The organism is Parabacteroides sp. merdae-related_45_40 (genome assembly GCF_001915675.1).
The window spans coordinates 108,970-134,183 of record NZ_MNQY01000047.1 but is presented as its reverse complement, the minus strand read 5'-3'; the positions used below and the strand labels follow the sequence as shown (position 1 = coordinate 134,183).

Annotated in this window: 26 protein-coding genes; 6 read left to right on the top strand and 20 right to left on the bottom strand. The window is 41.4% G+C overall.

All coding sequences use genetic code 11. The annotated features are described in order from the left end of the window. The first annotated feature begins 72 nt into the window (after positions 1–72). Positions 73–2,397, top strand: coding sequence for a TonB-dependent receptor (locus BHV83_RS07195; protein WP_286757115.1), 2,325 nt, complete (start codon positions 73–75; stop codon positions 2,395–2,397). Between the two features lie 105 nt (positions 2,398–2,502). Here the strand turns inward: BHV83_RS07195 and BHV83_RS07190 are convergent, their stop codons facing one another. The 20 genes from BHV83_RS07190 to BHV83_RS07100 form a co-directional block, all read right to left on the bottom strand. Continuing rightward, on the bottom strand, positions 2,503–3,477 hold the full coding sequence (locus tag BHV83_RS07190; protein ID WP_211737013.1) for a PD-(D/E)XK nuclease family transposase: 975 nt from the start codon (positions 3,475–3,477) through the stop codon (positions 2,503–2,505). A gap of 209 nt (positions 3,478–3,686) precedes the next feature. Continuing rightward, on the bottom strand, positions 3,687–3,821 hold the full coding sequence (locus tag BHV83_RS07185; RefSeq protein WP_255223108.1) for a hypothetical protein: 135 nt from the start codon (positions 3,819–3,821) through the stop codon (positions 3,687–3,689). A 78-nt stretch (positions 3,822–3,899) separates the two neighbouring features. Then, on the bottom strand, positions 3,900–4,295 hold the full coding sequence (locus BHV83_RS07180) for a WbuC family cupin fold metalloprotein (protein ID WP_286757110.1): 396 nt from the start codon (positions 4,293–4,295) through the stop codon (positions 3,900–3,902). A gap of 3 nt (positions 4,296–4,298) precedes the next feature. After that, complete coding sequence (locus BHV83_RS07175) at positions 4,299–5,159, bottom strand: NAD-dependent epimerase/dehydratase family protein (RefSeq protein WP_009017059.1); 861 nt, start codon at positions 5,157–5,159, stop codon at positions 4,299–4,301. Then, positions 5,149–5,793, bottom strand: coding sequence for a sugar transferase (locus BHV83_RS07170; RefSeq protein ID WP_009017058.1), 645 nt, complete (start codon positions 5,791–5,793; stop codon positions 5,149–5,151). The genes BHV83_RS07175 and BHV83_RS07170 overlap by 11 nt, the downstream gene beginning before the upstream one ends. Positions 5,794–5,797: 4 nt before the next feature. Next, entirely contained in the window at positions 5,798–6,475 is a 678-nt protein-coding gene (locus BHV83_RS07165) for a PIG-L deacetylase family protein (RefSeq protein ID WP_009017057.1), read from the bottom strand. A gap of 1 nt (position 6,476) precedes the next feature. Then, complete coding sequence (locus BHV83_RS07160) at positions 6,477–7,199, bottom strand: SDR family oxidoreductase (RefSeq protein ID WP_286757107.1); 723 nt, start codon at positions 7,197–7,199, stop codon at positions 6,477–6,479. Beyond that, complete coding sequence (locus BHV83_RS07155; protein WP_009017055.1) at positions 7,196–8,413, bottom strand: ANL family adenylate-forming protein; 1,218 nt, start codon at positions 8,411–8,413, stop codon at positions 7,196–7,198. The genes BHV83_RS07160 and BHV83_RS07155 overlap by 4 nt, the downstream gene beginning before the upstream one ends. A 6-nt stretch (positions 8,414–8,419) precedes the next feature. After that, on the bottom strand, positions 8,420–8,641 hold the full coding sequence (locus BHV83_RS07150; RefSeq protein ID WP_009017054.1) for a phosphopantetheine-binding protein: 222 nt from the start codon (positions 8,639–8,641) through the stop codon (positions 8,420–8,422). 28 nt (positions 8,642–8,669) lie between these two features. Beyond that, positions 8,670–9,635 carry a hypothetical protein gene (locus BHV83_RS07145; protein ID WP_009017053.1) on the bottom strand — a complete coding sequence of 322 codons (966 nt, stop codon included), beginning with the start codon at positions 9,633–9,635 and terminating at the stop codon, positions 8,670–8,672. Positions 9,636–9,645: 10 nt separating this feature from the next. Next, complete coding sequence (locus tag BHV83_RS07140) at positions 9,646–10,521, bottom strand: glycosyltransferase family 2 protein (protein WP_009017052.1); 876 nt, start codon at positions 10,519–10,521, stop codon at positions 9,646–9,648. Between the two features lie 18 nt (positions 10,522–10,539). After that, complete coding sequence (locus BHV83_RS07135) at positions 10,540–11,439, bottom strand: hypothetical protein (RefSeq protein WP_147425512.1); 900 nt, start codon at positions 11,437–11,439, stop codon at positions 10,540–10,542. A gap of 26 nt (positions 11,440–11,465) precedes the next feature. Then, the gene (locus tag BHV83_RS07130) at positions 11,466–12,503 is read right to left on the bottom strand and encodes a hypothetical protein (protein WP_270620653.1); all 1,038 of its coding nucleotides are present in this window, start codon (positions 12,501–12,503) and stop codon (positions 11,466–11,468) included. Between the two features lie 96 nt (positions 12,504–12,599). After that, on the bottom strand, positions 12,600–14,051 hold the full coding sequence (locus BHV83_RS07125; RefSeq protein ID WP_286757098.1) for a lipopolysaccharide biosynthesis protein: 1,452 nt from the start codon (positions 14,049–14,051) through the stop codon (positions 12,600–12,602). A 9-nt stretch (positions 14,052–14,060) separates the two neighbouring features. Beyond that, on the bottom strand, positions 14,061–15,836 hold the full coding sequence (locus BHV83_RS07120) for a hypothetical protein (protein WP_272057433.1): 1,776 nt from the start codon (positions 15,834–15,836) through the stop codon (positions 14,061–14,063). Between the two features lie 244 nt (positions 15,837–16,080). Beyond that, entirely contained in the window at positions 16,081–17,115 is a 1,035-nt protein-coding gene (locus tag BHV83_RS07115; RefSeq protein WP_009017047.1) for an N-acetylneuraminate synthase family protein, read from the bottom strand. A 20-nt stretch (positions 17,116–17,135) separates the two neighbouring features. Beyond that, positions 17,136–18,737, bottom strand: a complete 1,602-nt coding sequence (locus BHV83_RS07110) for a cytidylyltransferase domain-containing protein (protein WP_009017046.1) — start codon at positions 18,735–18,737, stop codon at positions 17,136–17,138. Positions 18,738–19,035: 298 nt separating this feature from the next. After that, positions 19,036–19,197, bottom strand: a complete 162-nt coding sequence (locus BHV83_RS21715; RefSeq protein WP_334257881.1) for a ribonuclease HepT family protein — start codon at positions 19,195–19,197, stop codon at positions 19,036–19,038. 238 nt (positions 19,198–19,435) lie between these two features. After that, complete coding sequence (locus BHV83_RS07105) at positions 19,436–21,007, bottom strand: PD-(D/E)XK nuclease domain-containing ATP-binding protein (protein WP_217772970.1); 1,572 nt, start codon at positions 21,005–21,007, stop codon at positions 19,436–19,438. A gap of 147 nt (positions 21,008–21,154) precedes the next feature. Then, on the bottom strand, positions 21,155–21,355 hold the full coding sequence (locus BHV83_RS07100; protein ID WP_005868570.1) for a hypothetical protein: 201 nt from the start codon (positions 21,353–21,355) through the stop codon (positions 21,155–21,157). Positions 21,356–21,464: 109 nt separating this feature from the next. Between BHV83_RS07100 and BHV83_RS07095 the strand changes: the two genes are divergently transcribed. The 5 genes from BHV83_RS07095 (at position 21,465) to BHV83_RS07075 (ending at position 25,213) form a co-directional block, all read left to right on the top strand. Beyond that, positions 21,465–22,007, top strand: a complete 543-nt coding sequence (locus BHV83_RS07095; RefSeq protein ID WP_195392977.1) for a BT4734/BF3469 family protein — start codon at positions 21,465–21,467, stop codon at positions 22,005–22,007. Continuing rightward, on the top strand, positions 22,004–23,794 hold the full coding sequence (locus tag BHV83_RS07090; RefSeq protein ID WP_122246334.1) for a DUF3987 domain-containing protein: 1,791 nt from the start codon (positions 22,004–22,006) through the stop codon (positions 23,792–23,794). The genes BHV83_RS07095 and BHV83_RS07090 overlap by 4 nt, the downstream gene beginning before the upstream one ends. A gap of 85 nt (positions 23,795–23,879) precedes the next feature. Continuing rightward, positions 23,880–24,074: a DUF4248 domain-containing protein gene (locus BHV83_RS07085; protein WP_005868558.1), complete on the top strand. Its 195-nt coding sequence runs from the start codon at positions 23,880–23,882 to the stop codon at positions 24,072–24,074. Between the two features lie 101 nt (positions 24,075–24,175). Further along, complete coding sequence (locus tag BHV83_RS07080) at positions 24,176–24,601, top strand: D-Ala-D-Ala carboxypeptidase family metallohydrolase (protein WP_008779379.1); 426 nt, start codon at positions 24,176–24,178, stop codon at positions 24,599–24,601. A 120-nt stretch (positions 24,602–24,721) separates the two neighbouring features. Continuing rightward, on the top strand, positions 24,722–25,213 hold the full coding sequence (locus tag BHV83_RS07075; protein WP_005868556.1) for an HU family DNA-binding protein: 492 nt from the start codon (positions 24,722–24,724) through the stop codon (positions 25,211–25,213). Position 25,214 lies beyond the last annotated feature (1 nt).

Genomic DNA, 25,214 nt, shown 5'->3' with positions numbered 1-25,214 from the left:
TCTAGTGATTGACCATCCTGTTTCTTTACCGTTTCTTCGCGATTGAAAAAATATACTAACAAAAGAAATTCGATGAAGAGACACTACTTAGGTATCATCGCCCTAGGTGCGTTGGGGCTGCAAAATGTATACGCCGAGGACATCAAGGCTAACGAGAACGACACGATAAAAACCTATAACATGGGTGAGGTAATCGTGACCTCATCCACGAAGGAGACGAATAACCTCCGTACGTTACCCGGTTCCGTATCGATCCTTTCCCCACAAATGATCTCCGGTAGGCAGATCGACGCATTAAAGGATATAAGTTCTTTCGTCCCGAACCTATACATGCCGGATTATGGGGCAAAACTAACCTCGGCCATCTATATCCGCGGTATCGGAGCCAGAAGTAGCGGACAATCCGTGGGCTTATATGTAGACAACGTGCCTTATCTGGATAAAAGCACCTTCGATTTCGAGCTGACCGATATCCAACGCATCGAGGTATTACGAGGGCCGCAAGGAACCTTGTATGGTCGTAACGCCATGGGGGGCATCGTAAATATCTATACCATCTCCCCGTTCGATTACCAAGGAAAGAAACTCTCCCTATCGGCCGGAAGCTACGGGCAATATAAAGTCAAAGCCTCCCATTATGCTAAGTTGAGCGAGACCATCGGATTTACCGCCGCCGCTTACTATGACCATAGCGACGGTTTCTACACCAATGCCTACGATGGGAAAAAGATCGATAAGGAAGACAACGTTGGCGGCCGATTCAAGTTAGAAGGTCGCTTCAATCCGAACTTCCGTGCCTCCTACTCCCTTTCCGTAGATTATACGGATCAAGGAGCGTTTCCATATGGTATGTTCATCGGAACCGGAAATACCGATCACAAGTATGTAAATCCTATCAATATCAACGATCCCAGCTCTTATAAACGGACGGTCATCGCCAATAACCTGTCCCTCGAATACCGGAATGAGCACGTGATACTAAGCAGCATCACCGGTCATCAATATTTCAAGGATGACATGAAGATGGATCAAGACTTCTCCCCACTATCGATCTTTACCCTCAACCAAAAGCAAAAGCAAAACGCTTTCAGCGAGGAATTAGCGATCAAGAGCAACACGAGGAATAATTACCAATGGTCCTTCGGACTCTACGGTTTCTACGATGATCTACATACGGACGGCCCGGTCGATTTCAAGGAAGACGGGATCAAGACCGTTCTCCAGCCCGTATTCGATCAATTGAAGAAAGATCACCCTAAGATGCCCTATCTAAAAATACTGGACGATCATCTTTATATTCCGGGTTCTTTCGACACCCCTTCTTACGGCCTTGCATTGTATCACCAATCCACTTATAACAACCTGTTCACGGAAGGCCTGTCAATTACCGCCGGTATCCGCTTGGATTACGAGAAGCAAAAGATGGATTACGATTCCGAGGCTAAGATGAGAATGGGTTTCGGCTTCGTAGAAAACGGACCGGTTATCGACATCGAGAAACTTTTCCCGATCCCAACCACCGTGATGGACGCCAGCATCTCCCAAGATTTCTGGCAAGTGCTTCCGAAAGTATCTTTAAAGTACGAGTGTTCGCCAAACACGTTCACCTACGTATCAGTAGCAAAAGGTTATAAAACCGGAGGTTACAACGTACAAATGTCGGCGGACGTGATGCAAAGCCAGATGCAATACGATATGATGAGCGCTTTCAAGGACATGATGCCGATCGAGGTCAAAGAACCTACCCCCATCGAGGAAGTAGCCGCCTACAAACCGGAGAAAAGCTGGAACTACGAGATCGGTATCCGTAGCGAGTTGCTATTCCAACGCCTAAGCGCAGAATTGACAGGTTTCTATATGGACATTCAAGACGTGCAGTTGACCAAATTCGTGAACAGCGGCAACGGCCGTATCCTCACCAACGCCGGGAAAGCCAAAAGCTACGGTATAGAGGCCTCCTTGCGTGCCCGCATCATCGATGGGCTAACCGCCGACGCTAATTACGGTTTTACCCGTGCTACGTTCCGGGATTACAACAACGGGAAAGAGGATTTCAAGAACAACTTCATCCCATATACCCCACGTCATACCTTCAACGTAGGACTGCAATACACCCGCCTGTTCCGTAACGCATGGATAGACCAATTCTCCGCCTCCGCCCAATTCAGCGGTGTCGGAAAGATCTTCTGGACCGAGCGAAACGACATCTACCAGAAATTCTACGGAACGGTGAACGCAAAGGTAGGCGTACGCAAAGGTATCGTCAACGTAAATCTATGGAGCCGTAATATAACGAACACCCATTACTCGGCATTCTATTTCGAGTCGTTCGGAAATCCGTTTATCCAACTAGGTAAGCCCTTCCAGATCGGTGCGGAGGTGGCGATCGCCTTTTAAGCGCAAGCGTTCAATAGAAATAAAAAACGGGAGAGCCGGTTCTTACACCAACTCTCCCGATTACTTTATTCCGACTTTCCTATATTCGGTAACTTACTTCAAAAACTATAATCCTTCGATCTTCTCTTCCGGTAAACCGGTGCTCTGGGCAATCAAAGATTTAGATACCCCCGACTCTTTTAAATTCTTGGCGATAGCATATTTCTCTGATAGGCGACCTTTCTCCAGACCTTCCCTCAAGCCTTCCTTCATCCCATTCGCCTTTGCTTCCGCTATCGCTTTCTCTTTTGCTTCCTCTACTTCCTGCAAGAAAGTCTCTTCCGCAAGACGGTTAACATTGTAGCGATCCACGGCACGGTCATAGGCGAGACGATTCTCCGGAGAGAGATTCGCCACGGCGGCCAAACGAGATAGATGAGCGAACACCTGTTCTTTCAAGGCATCCGGCATTCGAATCCAATGTTCCATATTCTTTAACGCATAAAAAAGTCTTTCTAATAAAGTTTCGCACTCATCCAGTTCCTTCGTAAAATAAGGGAACTGCAAATAAATCTGCCGGAAATGAGGGTTCAGCGTCTCATGACTTTCTAGATCCAGAATTCCAGAATCCACACGGAAACGATCCGGTAAATCCGGCTCCTTGAAATTCATGAAAAAAACACCATACACCGTATGTAGCTTATAGATTGCGCCATACGACATCGAAGGTTCCCGCACCTCCAGCCCTTCCTCCCCGTCATCCGGTGAGTGTACTTCCACCGCTAGCGGGGCCTCAATCTGACGGCTCACCGCACGACACATATAATATAATGTTCGGTCCACGAAATTCAGATGCTTGCGGTTCTGCATCTCCACGATGATATATTCTCCCGTGGAGGTACGGCAATAGAGGTCGTAAATAATCCCCTTGTCACGTACATGCTCCGCATGATCCTCCTTGTCGAGAAACACCAGATCCTCAATCCGATGCTCACCCGCCAACAACTCGTTCAATAACGTGATCAAGAACGGCTTGCTAGCCGGCTGACCGAAAATAATCTTAAAACCAATATCCGTAAACGGATTCACGAACTTTCCCATAGCTAATTATTTTTAGTTAAACCTATTGTTTATTCTACACCGCAAACATACGGAATTTTTATCAAAGAATAAAGCGCAAGCGTTCAATTCTTTTCAACATAAACCTATGGAGCCACAATATAACGAAATCGGGAGAGCCGGTTCTTACACCGACTCTCCCGATAATATTATTCTGACATCTCTGCCTTCGACAGTTTTCAGGAAAAAAACTATAACCGCTCGATCTTCTCTTCCGATAAACCGATGCATTGAACAATCAAAGATTTAGACACTCCCGCCTCTTTCAGGTTTCGAGCGATAGCATATTTCTCTGATAAACGGCCATTCTCCATACCTTCTACCATTGCTTTCTCTTGCGCTTCTTTTGCCTCCTGTAAGGAAGCATCTTCCGCAAGACATATCTACATTAATACAATCTACACCTATTCCCTCGTCCAAATGTCAGTTCCCAGAATAGGCTCATCCCCCCATCCTTTGCCTCTAAGATAACTGAAGGTTCCCGAGGGATCAAGCATATGCCACTGCCCGGCAGGAATCTGTAGAACCATATTCCCAATGGCAGGCGACAACTCATAACGGCCGCACTCCACCCCCTTCTCATCATAGAAGATCTCCGTGACCGCCCCCCGCAAGATAGCGACCGTCTCAGACGTATTCGAATGACGATGGATATCCACTAACGATCCCGACTGCAAGGCGTTCAGCATCCGCTGGGAAGTATCCTCGGAACTATTCCGCAAATCCAAGTTCACACGCAAACGAGGGCTATCTGCCGTTTTAGCCAACAAATCATCCAATAATTCTTGATTAATCAACATAAGCTATACCGTTCTAAAAGGCCAGAGAGCCTTGAATACCAAATAAGTTGTATTGCTCTTACCAAACATCAAATTGATGCAATAAAATCCAGCTATTACCATCCACTCAGGGAAATATAACACATGCTTGGCTCTGCCTTCCGCCTTTTCAACCTTAATGAGGTTATTGATGTCCAGCAGCTCGGGATTCTTGATGATATGAATTGTATTATCAACCTCTTTATCAACCCAATCTACCATGGCTTTAACAGCACCACTCATCTCTAGCACCTCAAATTTACCACCATTACCTATCTTATATGCCCAGTTAGGATATTTCAGATAATAGCGCTTCTCAATATCACGCTTCTGCGTAGCGGTATAGACAGGGGAGAATCTATATATATTCCACTTTGGGCAAATCTCTTTAAGCCTGCCTTCAGCCATTGCCTTGCTCTTTCCATAGTTCGAGATAGGATTCAGCTCTGTGCCTGAATTTATTAACCCCTTCACCATGCCAATGGCATCCACAGTACTGATAAACAACACAGACACATTATGGCTAACACAAGCTTCAAACACATTCTCAGCACAAGTCACATTCAGAAACTTGAACCTCTCAAAACTAAAGTCAGTTTCACCACCTCCAGCATGTGCCAATGCGGCCAAATGAATGCATCTATCCACCTTCTCCGCATCCAATAACGCCTCCAACGCATTTTTGTCAGCAAGGTCAAGAACCACTTGTTTCAAATGCTCATGCGTCCAATCTGATACCCTGCGGTCAACACCCACTACAGTGCAACCTTTAGCTATCAGATCTTTCACCAGATAGCAGCCAATCATCCCAGCTGAGCCTGTTACCAGTATTGTTTTATTCGACATATCCTTTTAATTTTTCAAGTATCCAATTCTGCGGTTTACCAGCCACCCTACCTAAAATGCACAAAAACGTCCAAACGATCATTTTTAAGTCAAAACCGACATTCACGTGATGAACATAAAACGCCTCTAATTCCCTACGGGTAGGCAACACTTTTTCCATATACTCTGCAGGATCTTCTACAGTGTCACCGTATAAATAATCATATAATGCGGCTGGACCTGTCAACCCCGGACGCACTCGGGCAGCTATACCATATTTACCCTCACGCATAATCACCACTTGATCTTGTGCGGCTGGACGAGGTCCCACTATCGCCATATCCCCCAATACACAATTCAGCAACTGAGGCAATTCATCAATCTTTGTAGCGCGCATAATGGCACCCCACTTGAAGATACGGTTCGTATCCGCCTTGAAACTCTTCTCATCCGCATCTTTGGCGATCGTCATGCTTCGGAACTTATACATCCTAAAAGACTTGTTATCCTTTCCAATACGATTCGCACAATAAAAAACAGGTCCCCAATCAGAGATAAGAATACCAATAATAGCTATCAAGAACACAGGCAATAAAACGATCAACGCACCACCACAAGCTATCACACAAAAAGCTCTTTTTACAAACTGATACATACAATCAAAGTCTTCTTAAAGTACACTCAAATGCCTCCGCATAATTCGTTCCACTTTGAGCGCCCCGATAAGCCGCTAACCCCTTGATCGCTTCCGCAGAGCGAGGATGAGGAAAAGGCCGCATTACACCCCGATAGGTAGCTAAAGCATTTATTTTAACCTCTAAGCAGTTCTCACCAACCTCCACGAATGTATTTGGCTGAAATCGGTTCATGGATGTATTAACTGACCATTCAGTAGAAGAGAGTACCTCCATAAACAGGAACTCCTTTAAAGGTTTCACCTCCGCACGGCGTTGAAACAGACGGATAGCAGCTTGACAAGCCATAGAGGTATGCATATGATCATTATTTGTGTCAGAAGGGTGATGCGTGATAACCACGTCACAATTCGATGCGATGATCGCCTTCTCTATAAACTGTACCAAACTAAGATGCGTAGCATTATTCATCTCTATATTAGGGAAGTTCCCCGCATACTTATTACGTATGCCAAGCATCTTTGAGCTAGCATCTAAATCATCGTTCAGTTCATTGTCGTCAGGGCGAAAAGCACGTGCTTTAGCCTCTGAACACATAATGCAGATGTCTACTGAATGGCCATCCCTTGTTAGTTTTTTAATTGTTGCACCAGCACCCAACACCTCATCGTCAGGATGAGCTACTACGACTAAATAGTTCATACTAGATTGTTCCATTATCTACATATATATTCTGTCCAGTGATACTACATGCTTTCTCACTAACAAGAAAGGAAACAGTTTCCGCTACAGAACGAACACTGGTAGCCGCCTTCATAGAAGTACGTTTGTATATCCTATCTTTTTGGTCGTCTGTAAGAGTTGAGCTCATGGCTGTCTCCATAAATCCAGGCACTACCACATTGGAGCGAATGCCCATCCCCCCCCATTCACGAGCCGTATCCTTTGAAAATGCTTCGAGTGCACCCTTTGAAGAAGCATACATAGCAAGCCCTTTGTAACCCGTATGCGCACTAATACTTGAAATATGCACTATAGAACCACGGGTATGGTGAAGAAGCATATTACGTATTGCGTATTTTGTCATCATCATCGGAGTAAATACATTGACCGCATACATCGCCTTCAGTCGATCCAAGTTTAGATTTGTCACTATATCATCATAAGCCATCGCAGCATTGTTCACGTAAACGTCAAGTACGACTTTATTTCCCACAAATTCTTTAAAAACCGACTTTCTTATACTCTCGCTATCGCTAAGATCAATACTCTTGAAGAAGAGTTTGCCCGCATATTCAGCTTCCAATGCTTTAAACTCATCCGTATAACTACGAGCGACACCATACACAGTATTACCCTGCTCCAGCAACACTCTACAAATTTCCAAGCCCACACCACGTGAGCAACCTGTTACCAATACGTTCATGATCGTTTAATTTTACCAGTTCTTGTTAATGAGAAAGAATCCACAAACTTAATTCGACGAGGAATCTTAAAGTCCTGCAACTGTTCTTTCAAATAGTTACGAATCTCCAATTCCGTAAGGGTTGAGCCTTCAACTAATTGCACTTCCGCACAAAGCACATTACCCAAAATAGAGTTAGCCTTACCATAAACCAAAGCCTGCTGTACTCCTTCGATTTCAAGGATTACTTTTTCAGTTTCGCCAGGGTTAACCTTATAGCCGCCCACATTGATGAGTTCATTTTTGCGACTCCTGAAGCGGAATAAGCCATTGGCTTCGTTCACCCATTCAATCAAGTCACCTGAATGATAGTAATCACCATCGAACTTAAAGCTATCCGACTGACCAAGCAGCGACTTGTGAATAAGCAACTCCTCCTCTTGAATCAAGAATTTGTCCCGAATAGCAGCTGGAATCTGGAAGCTATCGCCTTTAGCGGCAAATAAAGTTCCAGCTTCCGTGGAAGCATACACATTATTTATTTTAGCGTTAGGAAAAATCATCCCTATTGACTCATAAAGCTTCTTATCAGATTTCTCTCCCCCAAGTGTTACACGCTGTACGGTCTGATAAACTTTTTCGAAAGGCAATAGCAAGCGATAGAAAGTGGGCGTAGCAGACATATGAGTAACGCGATTTGTCTCAATTAGCGAATAAACCTCAGTACGGCTCTTATTAAACACATTCACCAAGAAGTTCAGATTCATAAACGCCTGGAAGAACACCTGCAAGCCTGCCATATGAGTTGGATTATATGCATACGCCCAAACCTGATTTATATATTTTTCGCCAAAACGTACCGCCCGCATAAGAGTCTGCACGCAATGTACCACTTTCTTAGGTTGACCGGTCGTTCCAGAAGTAAAGATCGTGATTTCAGATGTAGAGTTCTTAACCGCCTCTACAACAGCCTCCATGTTAACAAACGTAGTGGAAACAATTTTTGTTGGCACATTTATTTCAGCTACGTTTACACCATCGATTTCTGTCTCGTTTAGGTCAGCGTCAAGTAACACTAACGGAGCATTGTTAGCCAATGCCTTGATAAGATTAACGAAGAAGAGATACAAATCTAGCTGTTTGTACAGAAGGTAGTACTTGTCGCTCTCGTTGAGCGAAGCAAGCAACTGCTCATAGCTGTACTCAGAGCCATTATTCAAAAGGAATCTTTTCATCTGCAATTAAGAGAGTTTCGCATAGATTTCACCAATCGTATTAACTAGTCCATCCTCGAAGATGTCAATGTCAAACTCATCCTCAATCTTAACAGTTAATTCTGCAAGATCAAATGAAGTAAAAGCAAGATCTTCGCGAAGTCTTGTTTCTGCCGTAAGTTCAGCTACTGTATTCATATCTTTAGCAGCTCTAATCTCATTAATTATATCAAAAACTTTCTTTTCCATACTACTTTACTTTTAACAAGTTATACATTTATAATAAATCATACGAAGACAGATCAACCTCCCAATTGTCAATATTGAAAACATCTACCTTTGATAATTTTTCTTTATCCAAAATTCTGCAATCAAAGCGGAAGGCTTTAGGTTCAAATCTTCTTGGGATCTTAACCATTGATAGCGGAGTGAAATGGAGATGACCAACATAAAGAAACAATCCACACTCTTTCTTAACATCGCTCACCATTTTTCTAACAGCTTTATCGAAATTCCTTGCAGTAAGCGGATATACATCCATCAGAAAGCAAGCCTTGACTCCCTCAAATGCAGAAATTTTCCACACGCACTGCATTTCATTATTTTGATACAGATGATAATCAGTAGGGTTGAACCATTTGAAACGGGTCTGCTCAAACTGAGGCCTAACTTTCCTGATGATTGTGTCGGCAATATTGTTAGATGATGACAAATGCGACAATCCTAATAAACAGTTTGAGAAAAGTATCGAGAATGGATTCAAAAGCTTCATCGATGCTTTATAATCACCAATCTTATACGGCAAGATATAGGTATCAAGCAAACCTATTCTCTTTTCTTTCAAAAATGCACGGCTAACCATTTCAGAATTATCATTAGGAAAACCAAAACAGGCAACCATTCCTACTTCTTCTGCATTTTTAATAGCAGCATTCAAGACACTCAACAAATTACTTACATTATCCCGATAACTATCTTTGATAAATAAATCAGATCCTAACCCTACAAGAACTTCTTCTCCTTTAACAGAATAGATAAATGGAATTAATGAGTAACTACCACATATTTCATCAAATTCATTATATAATAGCGTATGAAAAGAATGCTCTAAACAAGTAGAAGTATATTCGTTTTTAAAATAAGTGATAGACCTCTCTTGATTATATACCTCTCTGAAAGCACCAAGAAACTTACCGATTTCACAATCTGTTAAATCAGTTGTCTTTAATGTTACTGTACGCATAAAAATAATATTAATTATTTAAAGCACCAGTTTCTTCAAAAGGTTTATTATAAATCATCTGTTCTAATATTTTAGAATCAACCAAAGATCTATACCAAAGATGATACATGTAATGCATAACATACCCTTCCTTACCATCAAGAAAACCTAGCTTAATGATATAATAATAGAAAAAAAGAATCCAACTTCGAAGAAAAATAGGTAATTTGTAATAAAGTCCAAATTTCAATCTTCGTGTATTTCCTATTGTTTGATCTTTTGAGATTTGATTTTTATTTGTGTTTCTAGACTGAATATATTCAAAATAATCTTGCATCTCACGGGTTGCATACCAATTCATTTTATTTACCCAATGGGTCATATCTTTAAAATCATAATGAATAAATCGATGTTTGCAAAAAACAGATCTACCATGTGATAAAATTGTGTGTTCATCCATTTTTCTATCTTCAATGCGACCTATTCCTGTCTTAAACATCATCAATTTTCGCTTGGTATGGCAACCGTGTTTAATTTTATGACCAAGAAAATATAACCAAGCTTCCATAGTAAAACCATTAACTTCATCATCTGATTCATATTTTTGCACAAGTCCGGACAGCTCAATCTTTAGTTCAGAAGTAAGTCTTTCATCTGCGTCTAGCCTAAAAGTCCATTTTGTTGTTATATTTGTATTATCTAATGCCCAATTAAACTGGCGAGCATAGTTCTCAAACGGATGCTCGTAAAAATCCGCAGAGAATTTCGCTGCTATTTCTTTAGTTTTATCAATGCTACCACTATCTATTACAACACATCTGGTGGCAAAATCTTTAACAGATTCCAAACAGTCAGGTAAATTCACCTCTTCGTTTTTCGTAAGTATAACTACAGTAACATCTAACATACGCTTATAAATAATCAGTTAATTCACAGAAACAAATCCGTTAACATAATCATAAATCATATTGTCTGATTTTATAGTATCAACTTTTGGATGAGTAACTGCAAATGTTTCCGTTTTGTGATTAATCAGTTTTGTTGTAAATAAAACAGAAGAAGAGAATGAGTATATTTTCATATTATATATAGAAGATAAAACCTCAAGTGTTAATTGTAAACTGGACATATCAATATGCTGACAAACAACATTCTCTTTCTTCGAAGACATGGTATGAGACAAGTAATAATCAATTGCATATTGTGATATACAATTATTGACTATAGTAGAATATTCATCCACACTCATATTATTCATTAAATACAATGGCTGTCCCACAAATATAGACTTCCCTTCTAAATTCATACTTAAGGGAACTGATTTGAGAATGTGATCTGCATCTATACGTAACTGCTTTTTTAATCCAAAATAATATTTTGCACGATTAGGTTCTAACAAATAACAACTTCCTATTTTCTTATAGACTCGATCAACATTAATAAATAACAGCTTCATAAGCAATCGCTTTATACGATTATTTGAAGGGACAAAATTGTAATAATTCATAAACCCATCTTCAAGCATGATGATCTTTGCTGTTTTAGTGTGATTCAAAATATACAAATTGGCAACAGTAACTATATTTGAAATAGTAACGAGATTATAGTCTAGCTGATTTAAAATCCTACTCAATATAAAAACCTGCTTAAGAATTGCTACATGCGACAACTCTGCATGAACAGACCAGACCTTATCAAACAAATGTTGCATAGGATACTCATTCTGATCTAAGCGATCTGTAATCATTAATAGGTAATGCTTTGAACATTGACTCCATTCACTAGTAGAAATGGCATAAAAAATATCATTATATTTTCGTGCCACTACCAGTATTTTATCTGACGAATTATTCATAATCTAATTATTGGTTGTTTTTTTATAATCAATATAAACAAATAAGGAAGAAGCAAATAAGGCAAAAACAGCATATTATGCAAAGCAAAAGAGCAGTATCCTAATGATATGAAAATAAATCCAAAATTAAAACATTTTCTCTTTTTTAAATCATTGAACATAAATAGAATCAATAATAAAAAAGCAAATCCCCAATCATAATAATAACGCAGGAAATCATTATGAGGGGTTAATGATTCATCATTAAAAAAAGTTTGAAAGAAATCAGTAGACTTACGAGCTCCATGAGGAAAAATGAAATAATTTTCTCGTATTCCATCCAATAAAAATATAGACAAAGATTCTCTTGTTAAAAAAGAGGCATCTTCATTTATGCGCAAAACAACTTTCAACTCATCGAACAGTGAAAAAGAAACAAGCGCAACACCAAAAACTGACATAGCAAAGAAAATCCTTTTTCCACAAAAGAGATATATTTGATAAATCCAATAAGGCAAAAAGAATAGTAACGATCGGGTTTTACATACAAATATGTAAGAAACAAAAAAGCATATTAAAAAGAATAGAACGACTGTCTTTCTTTTTGCATTTTTATACAGCAAATTAAAGGTTTCCCAATATAACACACACAATATAGAGACTATACTTGCAGAAAGATTACCATATTTAAAAAAACCAATAAAACGAATATCTCCACCTATGTCAATATAGTTAGCAGGAAACAGCATTGCAAATAAACTCAATATGAATACGATAAAAGACAATTTATTAAGCAATTTCAAATTCTGACAAACAAGAGTTGTGCTATCATATACCAGAATAGATGCAAGAATAAAATAAGCAATTGAAACATCAATAAGAATATACAACATACCACTCCCATTAGCATAAGAAAAAATAGAAATTATCAACAAAATAGGCAATATTTTCAAACAGAAAGAGAATGAATGTTTCAGTAAAAAAAAGTACAAACAACAAAACAAGGCATATACTATAGCATTAATTGATGAAATATTCGGAAGTATTCTTGTCATAATTAACAAGATCATGTAAGCATACACCAAAATATCACCCTGAAATTTACTTTTATTTATCAACATACTTATATTTCACAAAGAAATTGTTAGTTCCTAAACCAGAAGAGAATTTCTATCAGAAATTATCCTTACACCTTCCTTGATTGAAATCCTTAGATTTTTATAATTAATAAAAAGATATATACCTACTCCAATCAAAATAACATGCCACTGGTTAATAACAAAAGCATAAATCAAGACAAGTACACAAGGAAACCATTTTTTCAGCGCAAATATCTCCTTCAACACATCAGCTATCGCATGACTCTTATTCATGGTTGCTAAAGATTCTCGAGTCGTCATGAATGTATAAAACAAAGAACTAATAGGAACAACCAACGACAAAGCATATAATGAATTGATATATTCACCACATAAGATTCCCAAAACCAGCGTCAACACAACAGATTCGAAACCAAAAACAACTAATCTGAATTCTTTCTTTTTTGACAGCAGATAAGCTGAATGCCCAGTAGTAGAACTCATAATTATTTGCCCCAAAATAAGAATAGGGAATATAATAGTGATATCATTTCTATATTGAGGTAACAAATAGGACAAAACAACCGCAACAAATATAGACAATAAAGACACCAAATCTATAAATAGAATATAAACACCTCTTATCCTGCTTATCAACTCATAAGCCTTATCTTCATCACAACTATAGAGTCTGTTCAATATTTTAGGATAGAATATGAACAAAAATGCTCCACAAGCCATAATTATACCATGAATCAAGGTATTAACAAATGAGTAACACCCAAACTCTTCTAAAGAAAAATAAGAACTTACTAAAGATGATGCCACTAACGTAAGAAGATAAAAACTCAAATTATAGAGTAATAGAGTAATACCCCTACGTAACAAAACAGATGCGATCGATCGATCAATTTGAAAGGAAGGAGGATTGGGCAAATCCACCCTAAAAATGATCAATGCTATCACATTACTCATCAAATAAGAAACAACAATCTGTCTAACAGTAAGTTTATTCCACATAATTAACACCAATACAAGTAGTACAAAATGAGGAAGGAACTGTTGGATATTCAATTTAATCAGCTTTCCATGTAGTTTATAATATGTTATATAAATTCGAGACAGATTAATTACGATACATGTCATTAGCAATAACATACCATATGAATCGAACTCATAGCGACTAAATAGCGAAACTATTGAAATTAAAAAAGCAAACACCATGAACAGAAAAGTATTTATCAATAAATTCAATGCCCATGACGTATTCCATATTTTACATCTATCACTATCTTTACTTACCGCATATTCCGTATTCAAGGACTCATTAATTCCCAGATTTGAATACGACATATATTGCATAATCAAAAAGACAAAGCTATATATTCCATATTTGATATCACCTAGAGCTTTTGCCAATAATATGGAATTCAAGAATTGAACTATATACGTCCCATATCGAAAGATTACATATACGGATGAAGGAGAACGTAACAGACCTAATATATTATATCTAGTACCCATTGCAGAACTTTACTTTCTCACCACATTAAGAACTTGATCAACAAACTTGCACTTTGCCACTATGGTACATAAAGCAGCCATATCAAATCCTTTACCAATTAAATTTTTTCTAAAACGAACTCCACTCTTTATAAAGGATTCAGAACTCTGAAGCGATGCAACACTCGTTTGAAACAAGATCTCATTATTTTTATTCTGCGGACGATAAACCGGTTCTATAAGTTTTACATATAAAATATCATAAAGCTTTGATCTTAAGACATAGGGCTTAATTCTCAATAGCAATAAATATCTCCAATTCTTCTTCAACACCCCCTTCTGACGATTATATATACCATAATGATGATGAGTAAACACTGGTATATTCAACAGCATAGGGCACCAACTATTTATTAGACGCAATGAAAGTTTACTATCTTCTCGATAATCATATGGAATATTATAGATTATATCCCATATTCTTTTACTGTGCAAAAGAGGATATGAGAAGAAACTTTCATTCAACATATTTGAAAAATAGCATCCCATATCATGTCTAAAATAATTAAAGAGATTAGCATATTTAGTTTTTAGATCATTCTGTGAATCTAAGTTTACCAATTTAATTTCATCACAGATCAATTTGCACACATTAGGTAAATCAAAAACATAATTAAATAAGCCTCCTCTCAAGCAGCCTTTAATTGCAAATTTCGAATTATCATAATCTTCATCAAATGAATCATCCAGACTTCCTATTTCTCTTAAAAGATCTGTATCCATTCCAAATTCTACTTCATCGATATTCTCTTTGTGTAAATCATCAAACAAAGTCAACCATTTTTGATTATGTGCATAAATGCTAATGTATTCACCATATCGATCCAATTCATCTTCATCTATAGTTCTCAAACACTCTCTAAAATGCTGACTTACATCGAATATTTTAGTTTTTAAAGAAAACTCAGAAGCTAAAAGTTCATTAATTTTCGCATCTTGTAAAGTTCCATTTGTAATTGAATCTTCACCCTTCCAATATCCAATCATAACTTCCTTACTATGGAATAGATCTAAAGCCAGTTTTACTCTAGAATCCAATCCTCCCGTAGCAAAGAGAAATTTTTTATGCACTCTTTTATTAAGGACTGTAGTCTGCAATTCTATTTCATCCTTTAACACCTTCAAGGCCTCCTCCATTGAGCCAAAGGAATAGGATGTAGTATGAACGTCACACTTTTTTATAATTGCCTGATGGATAGCAAAATCGTATTCGATATATTCATTTTCTAGTAACCTATATATATTTTTGAAAGGAGTTCTATTGCTACACAGTCCAACACTCGCAAGCATTGTAGCAAAAACAGTTTCGTCGAATTCTTGTTTTGAAACTTTTTCTACGTGATAATATGTATTAGTAACAACCACACCTTCTCTACCTATATAATAATAAAGAGCGTATGTATGGCACTCATCCACAAATATTCTAAGTTTATTATCTTGAATATAAGCTAAAGCATAAGAACCTATCAAATATTTTCTTACATAATCAACACCTTTATCTTCTGACTTGAGATCTTGATAGATTACATTCAAATTAAAGGGATTATCATCATTTAAATACGCCCAAGTACCTATAATCGCAACTACCCCGTCATTATCAAAGTAACAATTTTCACTGTCTACATATCGCTTCGCATAACAAGTTAGTCCATTTGAACTATAATTTTTATTTAATTCATTTCTGGAATAAATACCTCTAAGAATATTTTCCCAATCCTGATTATTGGTAAATAATAATTTTCCCATATCAATTAATATTATTTCTAATGTAAGCACTCAATTGTTTCCACTATGCTATTCTAGTGTATATTATACTCCTTACCTGATTCAATTAATATGTAGAATAAAGTAGGCATTTTCATTCCACGTTCGTTACTATCATGAAGGCTATTTTAAGGGAACTATCTCCTTCCTAAAACAATCTTATAGATTTATATAATCTAGATTTATCAGTTGAAACAAAAAGAATAGAACCTTCTGTTGCAAAATATTAAATCATATCCCATGTAAGGATGGTATCTTCTGTTAGATCTGCAAGTACTTTACGACCTATAACAATATCTTCAAAACGTGGAGCGATACCAGTGCCCGGACGCTTTGGCATAAGGTCTTCCTTTTTGATAATCTCGCCTGCTTTCATGCAACGAGTAAGCACCAATGAGCGACGAGCCTCGCGACGAGGAACCTGCTCACAATCGAGAACAACCTTCTCTGGATTACCTAGTATTTTGTCAATCCATTGGAAGTTGGCAATAGCCTTTTTGAAATCCTCTGGATCACCCGCATGATAGTGGTCGTTGCCAGGAAGAGTCTTGTCGAGAGTGAAGTGCTTCTCGATAACCTCTGCTCCCAATAAATAAGCTGCAGCAAGAGTCATCATATTGTCATCAGGGGCCACATGATCACTAAATCCAACACGAACGGATGGAAATGTCTTCTTCAATGTATCAATTACACGAAGATTTGCATCTTTAGGATTAGTAGGATATGATAACACACAGTGAAAAACAACGATATCTTTACATCCTGACTCTTGTAACGCACGAATAGCTTCATCACATTCCGAAAGATAAGCTGCTCCTACAGACACAAAAACAGGCTTACCTTTTGCTCCTATATGATGAATAAATGGCAAATTAGAAAGATCGGATGATGAGATTTTATAGAAATCTACCATGTCATAAAGATAGTCAGCTGAAGCATAGTCGAAAGGAGTAGATGTAAAATCCATTCCCTTGTCATGAGTGTATTTACAAAGCTCACGGTACTCACATTCACCAAAAGAGTCATGCTTTAAAAACAACTCATATTGGGTCTTTGTCGGCTCCTTTGTCAAGTCCCAATAAGCTGGCGAATTCTTAGATACGATAGTGCCAGCTTTATATGATTGAAATTTAGCACAATCAATACCAGCTTCAGCTGCAGCATCGATATACATCTTTGCTGCTTCGAGCGGATTGATGTTGAGTTTCTTAGCGGTATCATAGAAATTGACACCCATTTCTGCTATTACATAAGGTTTCATAATACAAATGAGTATGTTGTTTATAATCCACGAATAAGCGACATCACACGCTTACGGCCATCACGAAGGTTGTGCGAGAGAAGTTTTCCATGTAACTTCTCTCGTGCTTCCTTGGAAAGATTCATATACATTTTGAGAATACCTTCGATAATTTCATCGCTTGGGTTAAGACCAATGTACGAGAAACCATTCTCATTGCAAACAAAGCCATGCTTCTCCTCACGCTGATTTTGTGCCATTGCGATTGAAGGAATGCCAAGGAGTGCAAGCTCGTAACCTGTGCGTCCACGAGAAGTAATAGCAATATCACAGGAAGACATGAGTTCAGGCATATTGCTAACATCATAAAGAACCTGAATATGTTCATACTTATTATACTCAAGTAAAGCATCAACATTGTACTTAGCACGCCCAACAACTACAACAAACTCATATTTCTTATACTCATCTTTAGAGATGATGTCAAGCAAACGGTCTGTGTAGTTCTGCGGGTCAGCACCACCAAAAGCAATGAATACACGATTAACATCTTCCTTTATCTTGATTGGTTCGTAGAACATAAAGATCTTACCACAGATATAGTATTTCTCCCCGCCATAAACATTAGGCAATGCATGCTCACTATAAAGTGCATTGAAAACAAGGTCAGCTTTAAGAATTCCTTCACCATCATCCTCAAAGTTGATAAGTTTAGCGTTTGGCAAAACTGAACGCAAACCAATCATATAGTCAATGGACGTAGTGAGGATATCGTTGACAAATAAGCTGTACTGCTCACGTTTACAGATCTCGTAGAGTTCCGCAATGCCATTGACAGGGATAAGATTATGAGTAGTGTTACCAAAAACCTTAACATCTGTCTGGTTTACATCGTAGTAGACATCTGGCTTAACATAGAATTCATCAGCGATTTCAAGAGCACGATAGATGTGTCCAATACCACGCTTGTTATTACCATTCACATAGATAGCTATCTTCTGAGCCTCAAGTAAAGCAGCTGCACTACAGAGATCAGCGAAGGTATCAATATCCTGCGACTCTCGCTCTGGAATCTCGTAAACATCAACATTTACACCAATACGAGTACTCTCTGTTACGATATCTGCCTTTGAGATAACAAAAGCACCCGTCTCCATGTAACATGGTGGAAGATACTGACGGTTAAGACGCTTTTCATAGTTCGGTATCTTCTTTCCATCCTTTTCTCCCCAAGAGAGGTGAGGTGCATTGATTGCAGAGATAAGAGTGTCGAGTTTGCTTTTTATTGCGTATTCAATGGCACTATCTAATGTACCAACAGTGAGAGTTGGCGAAGTGGGCTGCATAGTGATGACATAATCCCACTGCTTATCCGTCGGAATAGCGTCATAGATAACCGCATCGAGAGTTACCTCATCGCCAGCAAGCTCCGCATCACGCCAATGCACCTTCGCTCCCATTTGCTGCGCAATGATACGTACAGGGTTAGAATCAGTCGAAATAATCACATCGGTAATATACTTTGACTGCAATGCATTTTTAATTGAGTAATATACTAAAGGATGCTGCCCAAGCAATCGGATATTTTTATTGGGAACTCCTTTAGATCCTGCTCTTGCAGGAATAATTGCTAAAATGTTCATGTTTATCTACAATTAGAATTTCTCTTCACCTTCAATGTTAGCACTCAATTATCCCATCTTACTATTTACCAGCAAGATAGAATAATAGTTTTTTTATATTAAGTGATTTCTGTTTGTATTACTTGCAATAAACTCCATTTAGGAGACCTTCATAGTAATTATTGCCATATATCATTTCACGGATGACACTACTCATCCAACTCTTTAGTTGTAGGTCATAAGACTTGCAGGTTCAAATGAACGTATGAAGATAGTCTACTTGCTGTTTAAGTTTTGGTAAGTCCTTACTGATAACACCTCAGATAATCACATTATCTTCCTTATCATAACCATGTATAACAAAGTCCCTCAGACCAACGACCCTCCTCCCATTATCAATTTGTATATCCGGATCTATATCCAAAAAATGATTGGTAGCTTCCCCTATAATCTCCAGTTCACGTTCTACTACCCAACGCAACAACTTATTTTACTCGTAAGCAATAAAATCCCTTTCCTCCCCAAAATATTCCTCAATGGATAAAACGGATTATTGGATATCATAGAGATATTTCCGAATGCTACAACTGAATTCATATCTTTCCTCTTACGATTCGATCACGAGCATAACTTATTTTTTCTTATAACACAAGCTTTTTCCGGTAAAAGAAGTTATCACCTCAAACCCGTTACGAACCTAAAACGTTTGTTTTTTATAATTACTTAGACAAATTACTATCGATAACCCAATCCCCCAACGTATGCCGCTCACTATCAAAATTAATCCCAACCTTTACGATCGGCAACCCACAAAGGGCGAAGCGCTCCGGGTAATTGCGCAAATTGATTTGCTCAAGGGCTATATCTGCGGTCCTGTTTAACTTCAATTCCACGACATAGAGTGTTGTCGATGTGCGCATCACCATATCCACACGGCCTTTCGGGGTACGGACTTCCACGTCCACATACATTCCTAGCAGGCTGAAGATCGTGTAAAGCAAGGACTGGTAATGGCCCTCGTAATCCGTATTGTCACATTGGGGGATGGTGGACAGGAAGGTCTGCAATAAACGCAGGGCATCGTCCATCCGCTCTCCAGAGATCGCCTCGAAAAGAAGGGCTACCGTAGTAAGTCCATCCGCTGTGTATTGATGCAAATAATTGGGCAATAAGCTTTTCATCAATCCCATACGAACCTCTTTATTGGGGATGTCAAGCGTGTACAAATTCGTGAGCGAGGAATAGTCCTTTATCGTGATGTAACCGCTCTGATAGAGCAATGGCGTAATATCGACCATCCGTTCCGTGGGTGCGTCAAACGACTCTGCCAAAACCTTGCGTGCGCCTATTTGCTGGGGTTTCACGTGATACTTGTTCAGCATCTCGATCAAATAGGTGGGCGTACCGCTACCGAACCAATAGGAATTTAGTTTACTGTCGGCCAAGGCGTTCAACAGGCTGAACGGGTTGTATATATCGGGCGACGGCCACGTGAAATGGTAACCGTCATAATTCGATTTCAAGGCACCCAAGGCACCCTCCGGAGAAACGCCGAGGTTGTCGGCCAAACGACCGATACCCTCACCCATATGCTCACGCATCTCCTCCTCCGTGATGCCACAGAGGGCGGCGTACTCCGGGAGCATGCTGATATTCTTGATATTGTTCAACTCGCTGAAGATGCTCAATTGAGAGAACTTCGTGATACCTGTCAAGAATACGAAACGCAAATAAGGATCGCAGGCTTTCAGCGGACTATAGAAGTTACGCATCACGTCGCGAAGCCTCGGCAGCTCCTTCTCCTCATGCACCACGTCCAGCAAGGGAGCGTCGTACTCGTCGATCAAGACAACCACCTTTTGACCGGTCTGGGCGTAGGCACGTTGGATGAGACTTTCCAGACGTTGGTTCGTATAAATAGCGCTCTCATCACGTCCGTATATCTGCTCGTAACCATACAATTTCCTCTCCAGCTCACTCAGAAGCCGATCCTTGTCCATATGCTTCGCCGTGCTCATGTCGAAATGAAGCACCGGATACCTTGTCCACTCCTTCTCCAGGCGCTCGATGGCCAAGTCCTCGAACAATTCCTTTCGCCCCTCAAAATAACTATGGAGCGTAGAAGTAAGCAACGACTTCCCGAAACGGCGGGGACGGCTCAAGAATATATAACCAGATGCGCCGTGTGTCATTCGGTAGACCAATTCCGTCTTATCTACATACACATAATTCCCCTCTCTCAATTTGGAGAATGTCTGTATCCCTATCGGATATAATCGCCGCCCTTCCATCTTCGTCTCTGTTTATTGGTTCGTCAAGACAAATATAACGTTATTTCCCTAAACGATCAATTTTCAACCCTCTATTTTTCTATTCCACGCCTCATCGCCCTATACACCTCCTTGAGCGCCCCGGCCCCATACCCCATGAACTCCGGTTCATCCATCTCTACGCATAGTTCTTGTACCAAGCGGGTCAGACTCTGGGGATTGATACTCTTTTTTTTTCGCTTTGCTGTAGGTGGCGGTGCCTACGTGGGCCTCCGCACAAAACTCACGGATGGAGATTCCTAACCGCTTACGTGGAAATTCCACTAACTCATCAAATAAAATCTGGTTCAAATCTAAATTTTCCTTCATACTATGCTAATTTTCATTAAACAATCATCCAATATTTCAGCCTATAGGCTGAAACGCAGAATCAATTATTAGCAATAGCTTTAGAAAATTAATCTGAAATCCTATTGATATGGACCAACAAATGTCTTACTTCCTTCCTCCCATCACCAACACGCTTCCGACCGGGAACTGTACACTACGGGAAGTGTACCGATGGATCACCGAGGATAAATCTCTCGAAACGGTTACCAACGAATTACGCACCTTCATCCGGGAAGGCAGGGTAGCGGAATACCGCCAACTCAAACAGCGACAACTGCCGTTCGTAACGCCCCACGGCGTTTTTTCCCGTCGTAAGAGCGACGCTCTCATCTCCGCCTCGGGGTTGGTAGTGGTCGATATCGACCATCTCGCCTCTCTCGAGGAGGCGGAACAACTCCGGGACCACCTCTTCGAGGACCCCTATCTCGGGACCCGCCTCGCCTTTGTCAGCCCCGGAGGACTGGGAGTGAAACTTTTCATACCCGGAAACGAGACCGTTCGATGGGCCATGAGTTACATACAGCTCCTGTATGCCGACACCTTCAAGGGTGAGGTGGATACCTGTGGCAAGGATATCGCCCGCTGCTGTTTCTTGTCTCACGATTCTAACGCTAAAATATTCATACCATGAACAACGATCTTTCCAAACTAGTAGAAGCCGTACGGGCGGCCCATGCCGACATCGCCCCCACTTACGCCGAGTATGTACAATTGGCTTTCGCCATCGCCACCGATTGCGGGGAGGCAGGACGTAGCGACTTCATCAGTCTCTGCGAGCCATCGCCCAAGTTCAACGCCCTACACGCCAACAAGCTTTTCTCCAGTGCCTTGCGCACCGGAAACCAGAATGTCCATCTGGGCACCGCTTTCCACTTGGCCAAGCTGGCGGGCGTGGAAATAGGTTTCAAGTTTCAAGGTTTCACGAAACCCTTTTCCTCACACACACGTGTGAGTACATATAATACAGCCGATACGGTAGATCAAGCCCACGAGACCAGCGATCGGGAAACCGAGGCAAACGACGCCCCACTCCACATCGGCAGCGAGCCTTACACCTCCCTGCCACGGCTGGTACCCGGCTATCCATGGCCCTCGTTGCTACGGGACATCCTCGGTTTCGCCGATAATGCCGAGCAGCGGGATATCCTTTTGCTCACGGCTCTCACCGCCCTAGGCGCCACCTTGGGCAAGACGGTGCGTTGCCTCTATGGGATGCATTGGATCTATCCCTGTATCCAGCTCTTCGTGATCGCTCCGCCCGCATCGGGTAAGGGTATCATGGCGTGGCTGCGTAAGTTTATCGAGCCTATCCACCGGGAGATCCGCCAACAAGTGGACCTAGCGATGAAACAGTACCGCCAAGATTTGGCGGCCTATCATGCCTTAGGCAAGGAGAAAGCCAAGATGGAGATGCCCCAGATGCCTAAAAACAGTATGTTTATCATCTCCGGCAACAATACCGGGACGGGTATCTTGCAAAATATCATCGATTCGGACGGCACCGGTATCATTTTCGAGACCGAGGCGGATACCATCACCACCGCTATCGGGGGTGATTACGGGCATTGGAGCGATACGCTCCGTAACGCTTTCGACCATGCCGGGCTCTCGTTCAACCGACGGACCGATAACGAATACCGGGAATGCGACTCCACCTTCCTCTCAATGGTGCTCTCGGGTACGCCCGGACAGGTAGCGCCGCTTATCCCCTCGGGCGAGAACGGGCTCTTCAGCCGTGAGGTCTTCTACTACAAATCGCAGATCCGGGAATGGATCGACCAATTCTCCGTCGACGAGGTAGACGCCGAGAAGGAATTCCACCGGATGGGCTACGAGTGGAAGGCCACGATCGATCAGCTCAAGTGCCGGGGTACCATCACCTTGCGCCTCGACGAGCGGCAACAAGCCGCTTTCAACGACAGCTTCGTACGTCTTTTCCTGCGTGCCCGGCAATCCAACGGGCAGGAGATGAACAGTTCCGTGGTACGCCTCGCCATCAACCTCGTACGTTTCATGGAGGTGGTAGCCATGCTTCGTGCCTTGGAACAACCGGAATTACTGCTGCCGGCCCAAGGCATCAACAGCGACAACCTAAAGGACAAGATCATCGGAGGCTGGGAACTCCATATCACCGACGATGACTTCGCCGCCCTTCTGACAATGGCGGAGCCGCTCTACCTCCACGCCACCCATATCCTCTCATTCCTGCCTACCGGCGAGATCACCAGCCGAGGCCTCTCGGAAAAGGACAGTCTGCTCAGCTCCATGCCGGACGAGTTCACCACCGTCCAATGGATGGAGGCCGCCGAGCATGCCAACATCCCCAAGAACACCGCCAAGACATGGCTACGCCGACTATGCGACTCCGGAGCCCTCCTGCATGGCGAGCATAAAGGGATTTACTTGAAACCCTTATAATGTACGTACGTGTGTGTGAGGAAAGAGGGTTCATGAAACCTTGAAACTTGAAACTCTCCTATAGTCATTTTAAAATTCAATACAGATGAAAAAAATAGATCTCGCCCGTCAATATTGCCTGACAGGCACCCCTTCGAACGCTTTGCATAAGTTGAACCGATATATCCGTGACGTGAAAGGACTGAAAGAGGCCCTTATCCGTCATGGTTATCACTCGAAAGATCGCTCCATCACGCCGAAGCAAGTACAGATATTCTATGATTTTTTAGGGGAACCCTAAAATTCTTCTCCTAGAGCGAATAGGTGGAAACAAATGGTATATCCGGGCTTTCCGCCTATCGTATCTTTGCTACAGAAACAAAAACATCAACCTTGTCCCCTATGCGCTACTTTAATTATCAAGAGTTTGAAGACTCCGCCACGGCCCGGCGAGACGGGATCGACAACAGCCTCACCCCGGTGGCCCGGAGGATGGTCACGATCCTAGTGGAAATGCTACTAGACCCGCTACGGCGGGTCTGGGGCAGCCCCATCGTCATCAGTAGCGGCTATCGCTGCCCCGAATTGAACATCCTTATCGGGGGAGCCAAGCACAGTCACCACCTCCTCGGTTGCGCCGCCGACCTGATAGCCGGCTCTCCAGATGATCATCGCCTCTTGTTCCGACTGATACAAGAGACGCACGAGCTGTGCGGACTCGAGTTCACTCAGCTCATTCTAGAGCCCGGCGCCCGATGGATCCATATCTCTTACGTACCCGGCAACCTTCGCTGTCAGGTTATCGATAAAGAAAAGTCGCCTAATTGACCTAAGTCTTTCAAACCGAAGACTTAAATCAAGGAGCACGAAGAGCCAAGTCATCAAGCGTGAGGACTCAACTCATCATCCCCCAAGTTCCTTATGTATCACTTAAAATATCTTACGATTATGTCATTAAACTATTCCATTGCCATGATGGGCAACCCGTTGAAAAAAGAGGAACCCAAGAAAGCCTACGCCAAGGCGCAAACCAACGGCGAGCTCAGTCTAAAAGAGCTATCTACCCTGATAGCGAGTAAATGTACGGTGCACCAAGCCGACGTTTCGGCCGTGCTCATCGCCACCACCGAGTGCATGCTGGAAGGTCTGAAAGCCGGTAAGCAGGTGAATTTCGGCGATCTGGGTGCCTTCCGCCTCCAGATCAATTCCGGGGGAGCGCCAAGTGCCGACCTGTTCACCTCCGACTATATCAAGGGGGTGAACATCCAGTTCGTCCCCGGCGAGGAACTTCAAGTCATCTTCCAAGGCCTCAAGTTCAACCTCGTCCCCACCCGGGCCGCCCAAGCCGCCGTCATCAAGGCCCAGAAGGCCGGTAAGACAACGGTGGATATCTCCGGTAAGAACGGCTCCTCGGACAGCGAGAGCCCGGATGAGATATAAC